The organism is Alcanivorax limicola (assembly GCF_019931215.1).
Lineage (GTDB): Bacteria > Pseudomonadota > Gammaproteobacteria > Pseudomonadales > Alcanivoracaceae > Isoalcanivorax > Isoalcanivorax limicola.
Genome location: NZ_JAIOUB010000002.1, coordinates 683,553 through 695,875, shown reverse-complemented (window position 1 = coordinate 695,875; position 12,323 = coordinate 683,553). Strand labels below are relative to the sequence as shown.

The window sequence follows — 12,323 nt, the reverse complement described above, 5'->3', positions numbered from 1 at the left end:
TTTAGATACATGTCCGCGCTACGCTGCCCTTGCTGTGGAGATTACCTTATGGGAAAGGGCTTTGAAGAGCCAGTAGATCGGAATTTAAGATATGTTTTTGTCTCAAGGGATTCGATTGAGCTATGAAGCGCTTAACAAGGCCCAGCAATACGCAGCCTTCGGCTGCCGGACTCGCTGCGCTCGCCGTTGTGGGCGGCGTTATCTATCTCTGGAGAGTCATGCTTAGCACCGAAAGGGTTAAAGCCAAGCCTGATACCGACGCATTCGTTGGGCGGGTAGTATGGAGCCCGATTAAGTCGCTTTGGTTCAATTTCCACTTATTGGCCGCAATTTTTCTGGCCCCCTTTGTCGTTAGCCTCTCCTCAGTTGGTGTATTCATTCTGCTAACCGGCATTACCTTATGCTTTGGCCACTCGCTAGGTATGCACAGACTTCTGATCCATAGGTCATACGAATGCCCAAAATGGATGGAGTACCTGTTTGTATATCTAGGCACGTTGGTGGGTATGGCGGGGCCGATCGGAATGATGAAACAACATGATCTGAGGGATTGGGCGCAGCGCCAGACCCACTGTCACGACTATCTGTTACATGGCTCCAGCATCTTGAAAGATGGCTGGTGGCAGCTTAACTGCGATCTGGAGCTGAAAAATGGGCCTGACTTCTTTATCGAGGATTCTGTCTGGTACGATCCATTTTATCGGTTCATTGAAAAAACATGGATGTGCCAACAGCTAGCACTTGCGTTGCCGCTTTATTGGTTTGGTGGCCTAAGCTGGGTGGTCTGGGGGATTTCTGTGCGCATAGTTGTCTCGGTGGGTGGGCACTGGCTCATAGGCTATTTTGCGCATAATCGTGGGGAGCGTACTTGGCGAGTCGATGGCGCAGCGGTTCAGGGTCATAATATTCGTCTTGCTGGGTTGCTTTCCATGGGAGAGGCGTGGCACAACAATCACCATGCGTATCCCGGCTCGGCGATGCTTGGTCTATACAAGGATGAACCAGATCCAGGCTGGTGGGTTCTGAATGCATTGCACAACTTGGGTATCGTCAAGAATATCCAATTACCAAGGGATCTACCGCCGCGGTCTGAGCTTGTTTCTGAGAGCATCGATCTGGAAAAGCGTGTCGAGCGAGTGCCTGAGGACTGTGAGATTGCAAAGTTTATTCGAGGAAATAGATAACAAAGCCATGCACGCGACAAACGCGTGCATGGCGGCGTTAGCGAGAAAACGATGTCACTCCATAAGCAAGTAAATGCGTCAGGATTTCCACTGCAAATTGCTGTGGGACGAGTCGTGAGTGAAGAGCTCTCGGATTGGTCGATTTTGTATGAGGAACATGCGTGGAGCGGTGAAGGTCACCATGGGTTCATCGATTTGGCAATTGAATGGACCCACCGAACTTGGGTTATGAATATCGAGTGCAAAAGGGTTCGTGATGCAGAATGGATCTTCTTGAAAGATAGAAAGGCCCCTTCTGGGCGGCGGCAGGCAAAACTATGGATAAGCTACTACTCTGGCAATGGAGACTTCACGAAATTTGACTGGGCTGATGTCGCAATGGATCCACTTTGCCCAGAGTCAAGCATGTGCGTTGTGCCAGGGCAGGACCAAAAAGCCACTCCAATGCTTGAGCGGGTGTCTAGCGGCCTCGTAATGTCTACTGAGGCACTGGCGCGTGAAGAAGCATCGTTTCTAAAAGATAAGTATAGCGGATTGCGAATGTATCAGAATGTAATCGTGACAACAGCGAGGCTCAAGCTCTGTGAGATCGACTTGGCAAATATCGATATCGCTAGCGGTGAGATCGATCAATCTGCCTCATCTGCTGAGGTCCCCTTCGTGCGATTTAGGAAGCAGCTCGGCACAGCCAGCGCGAAGCGTGATGTCTCTTGTGATACATATCAGCTCAGAGATGTTGCGAAAGAATTTGAAGACACCGTCTTTGTAGTTAACTCAGCTAGGTTTGCGGAATTTGTAAGGGCGTGCGAAGTCGATATTGGCCCACTTATGGCGGTTTGTGGTCGTCGCTAACAAGTGGCAGCAGTCGGAACGTTTTTCCGCTCCTTCGTCGCTCCAAAACGTCCGCTGTGCCAAGCGTTAGGTGAAATCATGAGGATATATCCCCCTGCCTTGATGGTGGCCTTGCTGGCATCTCAGGCGAACTCAGAACCAATGCCTTGGGAAACCGAGGAATACTTCGAGAGCAAGCGAAAAGCCCAACAGGAACATTTATCGAAATTTCCAATTGAAATGATGCTTTTTCTAGCGGTGGGCTCCAAGCCAGATAAATCTCTAACTGGATGGATTCGGCTTGGCGAAGAACATCCATCTCCTTTGGATCCAAGGGTAAATATCGCTTCCGTGTTTAATGTATCATCAGGGATGAAAATCGGACTAAATGAGGGGATAATTAAAGACGTTTTTGATTATGGCATTGTGATTGAGGAAAACTCCCCGTTTGCGGTTAGTCCGGCTTTATAAAGCGAACAACGCTATTAGAAATTAAGAAGCCCATGCCAGAAGGCACTACAGTGAAATATTCAGTGGTTGATGGGAAGAACGAATGCGAGTAAAGAACCTAACAAGTAGCGGCGGTTTTCTCGCTGCGGCTCGCCGCTGCGCGGTGCGTTAAATGCACAGGAAGCTAAGCTCCATGGATCAAATAGATTTTCATGCTCTCGATGAGCATCAGAAGAAATTGATGTTAGAGGTTGCTTTGGGTAACAAAGGGAAGTGTGTTCCAGCTTCTGGGGGAATGTGCGGAGAGATTTATGTTTTTGATCAGGGTGAAAATGTATCACCTCGATATGTATGTGCAAAAATACCAAAACCTCTCACCAACGTTTCTGCTGAGGAAACGAACAATAGATTTGTCAATGAACTCAAGAATCAGCTTTCATATAACCACCAGAGCTTTGTTCATTGGGCATTTGATTTCTCAGAGGTTCTTGGAACTCCTGTGGCATTATTTCGCTATTGGGGAAGAGACCTTGAGAAGGTGATAAGAAATTCTGAACTTTCCAGTAAGGTCGAAAATCTTTCTATATTGGTTTATGTTTGCAGTGGTTTGAACCACTGCTATAAGAGTGGTCTAGTAGCACATCAAGATTTGAAGCCAGCCAATATTTTTTTGAGAGACGTCAAAAGCGAGTTTCATGATTTACCTGATATTGATATTTATAACTTGGCTCTAATAGCTGATTTCGGTCTAGCAAATGCTTTTCTAGACTCTTCCGTCTTCGGTGGCTCTCGGCCTTATATGGCTCCAGAACAGTGGGATGAATCTGAACTGTCACCTAAAACGGATGTATTTGCGCTGGGGGTCATTCTCTATGAGCTTATGAGTGGAGGGTTCCATCCGGTTGGCATCAAGCTCAGTGATTATTGGCCTCGACCGGTGGAGGGCAATAGTAAAAAGTGGACTAAAGCTGATGCTTGGAGAAAATGGGCAAAGAGCGCGAGTATCAATTTTGATGGTATTCCACCGATAGATCCTGAAATTCAATCTCTTGTTAATGACATGCTATCAGTTGACCCCGCTGATAGGCCATCCATTGATGAAGTCAAGGTGTCATTGCTTGAGATGATTAAGAGTGAATCACAAGAAAGCTGTGTTCAGCTAGAATTCCTTGTTGATTATTTTGAAAATAAGGCATCGACAGAGCCATTAAAAGACAGATGGCCATATTTGTGGGAAAGATGGCAGCGATTTCAAGTAAAGTTCGAGACGGGCATTTAACAATGCAAGTCACGGCGACGTCTACTACATTGCGACTTCGCCTCCATTACGTAGCCGCGCGTGCTTGGCGGCGTTATGAGTATCTGGGGTTGAAATGCTAACCGTAGAAAAAGATAAAGAAGCAGAGCAGGTTTTCATCCATGGCTCTCCTGAAAAGCTCCGGTGGCTCGCGGCCCGGCTAGAGGCCATAGCAACGGAAGCCGAAAATTCTGGCCGCTCACACGATCATTTTATGACTGAGGCGTGGGGTGGTAATGAATTATCGAGCGAGGCTCAGGGCGGCAAAGAGTCTCATGCATTAATCAATCATTTGATAGTTTATGGTTGGGGCGGCGGGTAGTGATAGCAACTCATAACAAGTTGCTGTTGTCGCCGCTTCGCGGCTGGGGCCTCCGTTCCGCTGCGCTTCACTGCGGCCAGAAAGCAAAGCGTTAGGACTCTCTGAGAAATGAGTATGGAAGAACTTAAATCCAGAACCACAGACTATCTTGCTTCGGTTGGTATCGAAGTGCCTGAGCATCTCCCAACGATTGAGGGGATGGATGAAGTCACGCCAAGAAATGCAAAAGACGTAGCAGGACGACTCAGTGCACTTGCTTACGTTATTGGACTTGGTTTTGGTGCAAAAGGCAGCGATCTTTTGGAGCACCTTCAACAGTACGACCTGATGCCCTACGTAAGCCAACGCGAAAAAAAACTGCTTCGCGAAGAAGTCCTCGGCAATCAAGATAAAGTAGATATGTTTTGGCAAACGGAATGTGCCCAAGCCCTGGCATGGTGTATTGGCCTTGTTGAGCTCGACCACTTCCAACACTGCGACGACGACTTGGCCCAAAAGATTCCATTCAAAGTAGATCCGAGTGACTTCATTCAAAGCGCCCACCTGAAGCCGATTACCGAAATTCAATCGCAATCAGACCTACTTTATAGAATGCACTGGCATGCGAGAAATTGCCGACTTACCGGGCGAGAATGCGATCTGAGTGAAAGCATTATCTCCGAACGGAGAAAAGCCATTGATTGGGTTTATGGTGTTGAGGAGGACTGGGATGAAGTTCCAATGGATACCTAGCCCTAACAATCGCAGGCACAGGGACAAAATTTCCAATGCGCTACAAGTTTGCCCGTGCTGCGGGCGTTATGAGGCACAACATATCGACACTGAGCGAACCTGCAGCGATTCAACTGGCCAGAAGGCCGAAGACAATGGAGATGCATAGATGTTCAGTCATGTGATGGTCGGCTCGAATGACATTGAGCGCTCAAAGCGCTTCTATGACGCCTTGCTAGGCATACTTGGGGCGGGGGAACCGCTGCGAAATCAAAACGACACTGGGCAAACGCGCTTGTTCTATCGGCACGATGGTGGAACCTTCTGCGTCAGTGAACCGATCGACGGTGAGCCCGCAACGTTCGCCAATGGCAGCACGATCGGATTCAAGTGCGCTTCGCCAGAGCAGGTGCAGCAGTTCCATGACACAGCTGTTGCCCATGGGGGTACTTCGATTGAAGAACCGCCAGGCCTGCGCGAAGGCAAACTCGGTGCCATGCACTTGGCATATGTGCGCGACCCGGACGGCAACAAGCTTTGTGCGCTTCATAGACCAAAGTGAGCACATGCGTCTCTGAGGGTCAGGCCTCCCATTGCCCACTAAGAATTTTCCTTTCGGAAATGAGAAACCTGACCTTAATGATGCTGCGCTGCAGTTCATCCGCCTGCGCAGGAAAGTTCCTGACCGAATCGGATCGCAAGCGTACCAGCCGCTAAGGCAGGTCTGCCATCAAGAGGATGCACCATGGGGATAGCCCCGGGGCGAAACATAGTCATGGCGACATCTTTGTGCTATCCATATGCCAGTGTTATTGAAACGGGAAAAGAAGAAGGCGCTGTTATTGGGGAGGCAAAGGACGCGCGCCATAACCCATTGATGGGGAATTATTATTTTCCAATATGCCGCATTGCATACTGTGATAGGTCGCACGCGTTGTTATTCATTATACGCGCCGGCGTCCTGATACCTGTCAGGTGTCTCTAAGAGGGGACCGCAAAAATGAATCGAAGGATCATTCGGCACGGATTTATCCTGATCTTGATCGCCTTGGTGACCGGCTTATTGCTTCCTGCCATGCAAATTCCGAGACTTGGACTGTCCGCACATACAATTGGCATTCTGAGTGGCGTGCTACTCATCGGGATCGGCGCCATCTGGAGTGCATTCAGCCTATCGGCCCGCCAGGCTCTCGTTATGTACTGGGGTTGGGTGTATTCCAGTTATGCCAACTGGCTAGGCTGCCTGATTGGTGCGTTTGCCGGCGCGGGGCAAATGACGCCATTGGCATCATCGGGCGTGAAAGCCGACACCTGGGCAGAGGCAACTGTTGCCGTGTTGCTCATTAGCGTTGCAATTACCTCACTGGTCGCAGTGGCGCTGTCCATCTGGGGATTACGGAGGCACAGGGCAAACGACGCCTGACAGTCGTTCCAGTTCGTTCCGGCCCTGATGGGCCTCCACCGGACGCCCTTTTCTCCGCTTCCCTGCGTAAAAGGTCGCCGCTCGGTCTCCGGGGTCAGGTCTCCCGGTCTCCGGGGTCAGGTCTCCGGTCTCCGGGGTCAGGTCTCCCATTGTCCAACGGGAATTTTCCTTTGGGAAATGAGAGACCTGACCCCAATTATGGTCCTGGCAATTGATTTGTTGATAGGAGGCACCATGCCAGATCAGGAAACGGCAACAGATGAAATTGTCGTCACGAGGCTTCTTCCAAACATCTGCACGGACCGCGTGGAAGAGACCAGGGACTTTTACGCGGCGTTGCTCGGTTTCGTCGTCGGCTTCGAGCATCAGGGCTGGTACACCCAAATGGCGTCACCTGAAAATCCTCAGTTACAAATCGGTATTGTGCGGCGCAATCACGAGTTCACGCCGAAGGCTTTTCAGAAACCGGCGCAGGGCGTCATCATCTCCGCGCAGGTTGCAGATGTCGATGCGGCGTACTCCGAAGTGCTAAAGCGCGGCATCCATATCGAACTCGAACTGCGAGATGAAAGCTTTGGGATGAGGCGCTTTATGGTAGCCGACCCGAATGGCGTTCTCGTCAACGTGTTTTCGTTCCCATGAAGCGATCTAACCGAGTTGTTGCAGCCCAGGTCGGTGCATTGACGGCTGACGTGGGCAGCGTCCCTCGCCGGCGCGAACAACTGTCTTCGGCGTGATTTTCAGCTACCTTTTCTGGCGATACGGCCTGGAGGCAGCGATTATTGCTCACGCGTTTGCGCATGTGATGACCCGTACCCTTGGCATTGTGACGGCATGACGCCGGCGTTCATGCAGGGCAGGCATCTAATGCGGCTCGGCCCGGTTAACAGGCCCAAGCAAGGGGGGCGCAACACCTTCAGGTTCAGGCAAATGCCGTAATGGTCTGCCGACTGAGCGCTACGGTGCTGCCATCCTGATCAGCAATCACGGCACGGCTCTGACTATAGCCCTCTCTGCACTGGTCAGTGGTTACCGCGTATTGCCACAGCGCATCCGGCCTCTGGGAAATGAGAGACCTGACCCCGGAGATGCTGACCCCGGAGATGCTCCCGGCGCCAGGCGCATAGCAAGCGCTCCCGGAATTCCTTTGGCGGATGAGTGGATAAAGATCACATGAGCGAAGAATTCATAAAGCATCACTCTTTACATGATAACCACATTCACGGATTGTCCTATACCGATGAAAACTTTGAAACAGAGTTGAAGTTGGATATTGACTACATCCATGAGCGGCACTGCGACAGAACACCAGTTGAATTTGTAGTGGCGCCTGCCTGGCTGATATTTAGAGGTGTCATGTCATACCGGGCCTCGCTTATCAGAACCTGTCCGACCCTTAACGGATATTTAGGTATTATTTTAGGACTAAAGATTGAGACCGTAGATGAGGACACCTTCCGGTATACGTTTTCTCTAGTCGGTGATGACAAGCTTGAAGTCGAGGCACGCAGTATTGCGCTAGTTATATGGGGGGAAGATGTGGTAACGCAACAGCAAAGTCTGTCCACTGGGCAGCGTCATGCGCCTGACAAGCAACGGCAGCTCGCCCCTTCGGGGCCAGACGCACCTACAGCGCGCCGCTGAGCAGGTCATCAAACCGCAAAGAGAGATATATGGACCGCCCCAAGTTACTCCGAGACAAAACAGCCAGGGAAGCGAGGTTGTCACAGCTTGACGAGGCTCATGTTGCTCGACTGACCGACTTTGTCGATGACCTTAGGATCAGGATAGGGCCAGAGGCTGCTATCCCATACTTCGACCCCTGGGATGGAGGAGTTGGGGCGGAGGCCCTTTTCCTCCTGGAGGCACCCGGCCCTAAGGCGCGCAATTCTGGATTTATGTCTATGAATAATCCGGACGAAACCGCAAAAAATTTGTTCGAGTTGATTCACGAAGCTGAAATAGACCGTCGCCGCATCGCAATCTGGAATACTGTCCCTTGGTATATAGGGTCTGGAGCCAAGATTCGACCGGCCAGCTCGTCCGACATCGCTTCGGGGATTGAGTCGCTCTCCAATTTGTTCCAACTGATGCCCAAGCTACGACTGGTCGTGTTGGTTGGTGCTAAAGCTCAGAAAGCCCACAAACATATCCAAAACGTGGCACCACATCTTGGCCTGCTCTCAAGCCCGCACCCTAGCCCGATGTTTGTGAATCGGCGCCCGGGGAACCGCGAAGCCATTCTAAACAGTTTGCGCACTGTGAGCATGTCGTTAGTCAGGAAAAAAGGTTGATATTATGAACTCCGTTATACGCGAAGAGTTACCGACTGATGTTGCGGCAATCCATGCCGTAACGATCGCGGCATTTATGAACGCACCACACACCGATCACACGGAGCAGTTCATCGTTGATGCCCTGCGCAAGGCCGGGGCGCTGTTCCTGTCCCTCGTGGCGGAGCAGGCTGGTTCCGTCGTGGGGCATGTCGCAGTGTCGCCGGTAACGGTGTCGGATGGTTCATCGCATTGGTATGGACTGGGCCCTATCTCGGTCATCCCTGAACTTCAGGGGCAGGGCATTGGCAGCCTCCTTATGCAAGAAGCCTTGCAGCGGCTTCGAGATAAGGGGGCGGCGGGGTGCGTCTTGCTGGGTGATCCGGCCTATTACTCACGCTTCGGGTTCAAGGCCATGTCGGAGTTAGTGCTACCGGATGTGCCGCCGGAGTACTTCCAGGCCTTGGCATTTCAGCCCTCTTTGCCACGCGGCATCGTTACTTATCATGAATCCTTCAACGCACAGGGCTAACCAGGCACTGAAACCGGCGACTCGCCGCTGCTCAGCAATCACTTTCATACACAGATATTTCTGTTGATGCGAGAGGCGCGGCATGAGCCCCCCTTAACCGTTCAAGCGGCCCAGTTGCGAGCCCAGTAAGGAGGGGCACAACACGCTCAGGCAAATACCGCAATGGTCTGGCGGCTGAGCGCAACAGTACGGCCTTCCTGATCACAAATGACCGCACGGCTCTGGCCATAGCCCTCACTGCACTGATCCGTGGTCACCGCGTATTGCCACAGCGTATCTGCCGGTCTGTTATCCGGCTCCTCCAGCAGTTCCATCGTCCAAGTCAGGGAGCTGGCCGCCGCCGGGCCCTTGAGCATAGGCAAAACCGAAGGCGGCCAGGTGTCTACCAGACAGATCAGCGCGGCTGTGGTCATCGCCTTTGGTGTTTCTGCAAAGCGCATATAGCCGGCAAAATCAGGCTCCTTGCTGCCGCTGTAGGGCGGCATGCCGGCCGCATAGCGCATATCAAAGTGCTGGAGGAAATCCGGCATCATGCCTTGAATAAACGGGAACTTCATGGCCTCGTCACTGCTTTTCATCGGCTCGAGTCCTGGCGCCTGTACCACAATCGCGGATTCGCGTGCGGCGCCAAAACTGGCCAGCATGACTGCCACCACCTGCTCACCCTGGCGAGCCGTGACCATGGCCTGCATGACCGACTTGCCCTCGCGCAGCACCTCGCCGCTCAACGACACCGGCCCCGGCGCGGCAGGCGCCACGAACGACAACGAGAAGCTGCGCAGGCGGCGCCCGGCCGACACGGTCTTTTCAAGATGATCGTAAAGCACCGCAGCAATAATCCCGCCAAACAGTGCCCGCCCCTGCCCCCATGCTTCCGGAAACGCGGCGTTGCCCTGGCCATCCACCGTGGCCAGAATGTCGTCAAAATTCATAGTGCTTCTTCCACAAAGTCCAGCCGATCCTGGCCAAAGAACATTTCGCCATCCACAAAGCAAGTCGGCGCGCCGAAGACGCCCCGTTTTACTGCGGCCTCGGTATTTTCGCGCAATCGACTCTTTACTTCATCCGACTCGGATTTCTCCAGCCAGGCTGCGCCATCCAGCCCAGCCTCGTTAAGCACCCGAACCAGCTCTTCCGGTTCCGACAGCTTGCAGGGCGACTTCCACATGGCATCGAACAGCGCCGCGACTATCGCCGCCTGCTCCGGCGCTTCCTCAGCCGCCGTGGCAATGCGCATGGCGCCCAGCGTATTCACCGGAAAATACGGGTTCATCGTCAGCGGCACCTGGTAGCGTTTGGCGAAGCGGCCCAGATCGCGCAGCATGTACTGGCCTTTGGCCGGCACGGCTGCCGGCGGGCTGTTACCCGTAGCCTTGAAGATGCCGCCGAGCAGCACCGGACGATATACCAGCTCGGCGCCCTGACGGGCACAGAGGGCCGGCAACTGCGTCCAGGCCAGCCAGGCGGTGGGGCTGCCCACATCAAAGAAGAATTCCACTTGCTTGCTCATTGCGGCTCTCCGTTCAAAAGGTTTCCATCCACGGGCGCAGATCCATTTCATGGCTCCAGGCATCGCGGGGCTGCCGATGCAGCATCCAGTACGCCTCGGCAATATGTTCGGGGTTGAGAATGCCGTCCTGCGCTTTGAGGGCATAACGGTCAGGGAAGTTGTCGCGGATAAACGCGGTATCAATCGCCCCATCGATCACCGGATGGGCCACATGAATCCCCTGGGGGCCCAACTCACGCGCCATGCTCTGGGCCAGCGCCCGCAGGGCAAACTTGGCCCCGGCAAAGGCGGAGAACCCCTTGCCGCCGCGCAGCGATGCGGTCGCGCCGGTGAACAGGATGGTACCCCGCTGGCGCGGCAGCATCACCCGCGCCGCTTCCCGGCCGGTCAGGAATCCGGCAAAGGCGGCCATTTCCCAGACCTTGCGATACACCCGGGCCGTGGTGTCGACCACCGGGAAATACACATTGGCACCAATATTGAACACGACCACCTCCAGCGGTCCAACCTCCGCCTCGATGGTCGCAAACAGATCCGCCACCTGCTGCTCATCGCGGGCATCACAGCCAAACCCCCGGGCCTGACCGCCCGCCTGTTCTATGTCGGCCACCAGTGGCATGACCGCATCCTGCGTGCGACGCGCCACACAGGCGACATATCCCTCACGGGCAAAACGTTTTGCGATGGCGCCACCGGTGGCATCCCCGGCACCGATGACCAGCATGGCAGCCTGACTCATGATACCCTCACTTTGATGGGTTCCAATTTGGAACTCAGACTAGGTTCTTTTTTGGAACCCGTCAAGCCGCTATGATGGGGCAACTTCGTGGAGGCGTTATGCGCTGGCAAGATATTGATCAACACCCCTGCTCGGTGGCGCGCACCCTGGCCATCGTCGGTGACAACTGGACGTTGCTGGTACTGCGCGATTGCTTTCTCGGGGTGCGCCGCTTTGATCAGTTCCAGCAACGTCTGGGGGTGACCCGCCATGTGCTCAGCGACCGACTGCGCAAGCTGCTCGACGGCGGCATTGTGGAAAAGGTGGCCTATCAGCAGCGGCCCGTCAGGGAGGAATACCGGCTGACCGATAGGGGCCGCGCCTTGTACCCGGTCATTGTTCATCTGGCCCAGTGGGGCGACACATACCTGCCCCACCCCCTTGGCGCTCCAGTGACCCGCATCCACACCCACTGCGGTGCAGCACTGGAAGCCACCCTGCAATGCAGTCATTGCGGCGAGGCGGTGGAGGCCAGGGATATCCGCGTGGAAGAAAACCCGCACTGGCGCGGGAAATTACTGCCCTGAGCTGATGATCCCTAAGCCCGGGCGGCACCGTCATACGTCCTCTTCTCGCCACCATGTCTGGAACAACTGTCGTGCCCGGGGGCCTGCCGGCGCATGCCCGGCCCGCGCGGCACGCTGGCACCAGAACACCCCCTTCACCGGGTCCACCTTGATACCCAGGCCCTCACCATAGATGGCACACAGCCGGGCAGCTGCCGCATTGGAGCCTGAGTAGGCGGCGTAGTCGAATTCCACCAGGGCACGCTCAACCCGCCCTGACTCGAAATAACGACGGCCCGCGTCATAGTCACGCTGCAGCGCCTCGGCTTCACTGGCTGCCAGTTCATCGGCGGCAGCCATTTCCGCCTGCAAGGCAGCATCCATGGACGGCCCGCTGGCACAAGCCGCCAGCAGGGCACTGCATAACACCACATATTTAGGGCTTTTCATCTCTGCGCTCTCCTTCTGCAACCGATCCCTGACACGTCTTCTGGCACTGCCCCCAT

18 protein-coding genes and 1 pseudogene are annotated in these 12,323 nt (G+C 54.0%); 14 read left to right on the top strand and 5 right to left on the bottom strand.

The window, feature by feature from the left end; genetic code table 11:
• Nucleotides 1–122: 122 nt before the first annotated feature.
• The 10 genes and pseudogenes from K8B33_RS09160 to K8B33_RS09115 form a co-directional block, all read left to right on the top strand.
• A complete protein-coding gene (locus K8B33_RS09160) occupies nt 123–1,184 on the top strand; it encodes an acyl-CoA desaturase (protein WP_223425763.1) in 1,062 nt (353 codons plus the stop codon).
• Between the two features lie 114 nt (nt 1,185–1,298).
• On the top strand, nt 1,299–2,036 hold the full coding sequence (locus tag K8B33_RS09155; protein WP_223425762.1) for a hypothetical protein: 738 nt from the start codon (nt 1,299–1,301) through the stop codon (nt 2,034–2,036).
• A gap of 78 nt (nt 2,037–2,114) precedes the next feature.
• Nucleotides 2,115–2,486 (top strand): hypothetical protein, encoded by a 372-nt coding sequence (locus K8B33_RS09150; RefSeq protein WP_223425761.1) that lies wholly within the window; start codon nt 2,115–2,117, stop codon nt 2,484–2,486.
• Nucleotides 2,487–2,658: 172 nt separating this feature from the next.
• The gene (locus tag K8B33_RS09145; protein ID WP_223425760.1) at nt 2,659–3,744 is read left to right on the top strand and encodes a protein kinase domain-containing protein; all 1,086 of its coding nucleotides are present in this window, start codon (nt 2,659–2,661) and stop codon (nt 3,742–3,744) included.
• A gap of 94 nt (nt 3,745–3,838) precedes the next feature.
• On the top strand, nt 3,839–4,084 hold the full coding sequence (locus K8B33_RS09140; RefSeq protein ID WP_223425759.1) for an Imm32 family immunity protein: 246 nt from the start codon (nt 3,839–3,841) through the stop codon (nt 4,082–4,084).
• Nucleotides 4,085–4,198: 114 nt separating this feature from the next.
• Nucleotides 4,199–4,816: a DUF4272 domain-containing protein gene (locus K8B33_RS09135; RefSeq protein WP_223425757.1), complete on the top strand. Its 618-nt coding sequence runs from the start codon at nt 4,199–4,201 to the stop codon at nt 4,814–4,816.
• Nucleotides 4,817–4,964: 148 nt separating this feature from the next.
• Nucleotides 4,965–5,357 (top strand): VOC family protein, encoded by a 393-nt coding sequence (locus K8B33_RS09130; protein ID WP_223425754.1) that lies wholly within the window; start codon nt 4,965–4,967, stop codon nt 5,355–5,357.
• Between the two features lie 438 nt (nt 5,358–5,795).
• The gene (locus K8B33_RS09125) at nt 5,796–6,218 is read left to right on the top strand and encodes a hypothetical protein (protein WP_223425752.1); all 423 of its coding nucleotides are present in this window, start codon (nt 5,796–5,798) and stop codon (nt 6,216–6,218) included.
• A gap of 234 nt (nt 6,219–6,452) precedes the next feature.
• Nucleotides 6,453–6,860, top strand: coding sequence for a VOC family protein (locus tag K8B33_RS09120; protein ID WP_223425749.1), 408 nt, complete (start codon nt 6,453–6,455; stop codon nt 6,858–6,860).
• 85 nt (nt 6,861–6,945) lie between these two features.
• Nucleotides 6,946–7,056, top strand: a pseudogene (locus K8B33_RS09115) (CPBP family intramembrane glutamate endopeptidase); the annotation flags it as partial.
• A gap of 84 nt (nt 7,057–7,140) precedes the next feature.
• Here the strand turns inward: K8B33_RS09115 and K8B33_RS16255 are convergent.
• Nucleotides 7,141–7,266 (bottom strand): hypothetical protein, encoded by a 126-nt coding sequence (locus tag K8B33_RS16255; RefSeq protein WP_396020978.1) that lies wholly within the window; start codon nt 7,264–7,266, stop codon nt 7,141–7,143.
• A 125-nt stretch (nt 7,267–7,391) separates the two neighbouring features.
• On the opposite strand from K8B33_RS16255, the gene K8B33_RS09110 reads away from it, so the two are divergent.
• From K8B33_RS09110 to K8B33_RS09100, 3 genes are read left to right on the top strand one after another with little or no spacing between them, the layout of a single operon-like run.
• On the top strand, nt 7,392–7,862 hold the full coding sequence (locus K8B33_RS09110; protein WP_223425747.1) for a hypothetical protein: 471 nt from the start codon (nt 7,392–7,394) through the stop codon (nt 7,860–7,862).
• 29 nt (nt 7,863–7,891) lie between these two features.
• On the top strand, nt 7,892–8,512 hold the full coding sequence (locus K8B33_RS09105; protein WP_223425746.1) for a uracil-DNA glycosylase: 621 nt from the start codon (nt 7,892–7,894) through the stop codon (nt 8,510–8,512).
• A gap of 4 nt (nt 8,513–8,516) precedes the next feature.
• Entirely contained in the window at nt 8,517–9,023 is a 507-nt protein-coding gene (locus tag K8B33_RS09100; protein WP_223425745.1) for a GNAT family N-acetyltransferase, read from the top strand.
• A gap of 146 nt (nt 9,024–9,169) precedes the next feature.
• Here K8B33_RS09100 and K8B33_RS09095 read toward each other — a convergent pair whose 3' ends face one another.
• The 3 genes from K8B33_RS09095 to K8B33_RS09085 are packed head-to-tail and all read right to left on the bottom strand — an operon-like array spanning nt 9,170 to nt 11,272.
• Nucleotides 9,170–9,955 carry a thioesterase family protein gene (locus tag K8B33_RS09095; protein WP_223425744.1) on the bottom strand — a complete coding sequence of 262 codons (786 nt, stop codon included), beginning with the start codon at nt 9,953–9,955 and terminating at the stop codon, nt 9,170–9,172.
• Nucleotides 9,952–10,533, bottom strand: coding sequence for a 2-hydroxychromene-2-carboxylate isomerase (locus K8B33_RS09090; protein WP_223425742.1), 582 nt, complete (start codon nt 10,531–10,533; stop codon nt 9,952–9,954). The genes K8B33_RS09095 and K8B33_RS09090 overlap by 4 nt, the downstream gene beginning before the upstream one ends.
• A 13-nt stretch (nt 10,534–10,546) precedes the next feature.
• Nucleotides 10,547–11,272, bottom strand: coding sequence for an SDR family oxidoreductase (locus K8B33_RS09085; RefSeq protein ID WP_223425740.1), 726 nt, complete (start codon nt 11,270–11,272; stop codon nt 10,547–10,549).
• Nucleotides 11,273–11,370: 98 nt separating this feature from the next.
• Between K8B33_RS09085 and K8B33_RS09080 the strand changes: the two genes are divergently transcribed.
• On the top strand, nt 11,371–11,838 hold the full coding sequence (locus tag K8B33_RS09080) for a winged helix-turn-helix transcriptional regulator (protein WP_223425738.1): 468 nt from the start codon (nt 11,371–11,373) through the stop codon (nt 11,836–11,838).
• Between the two features lie 30 nt (nt 11,839–11,868).
• Here the strand turns inward: K8B33_RS09080 and K8B33_RS09075 are convergent, their stop codons facing one another.
• Entirely contained in the window at nt 11,869–12,267 is a 399-nt protein-coding gene (locus tag K8B33_RS09075) for an SEL1-like repeat protein (protein ID WP_223425735.1), read from the bottom strand.
• Between the last annotated feature and the right edge of the window lie 56 nt (nt 12,268–12,323).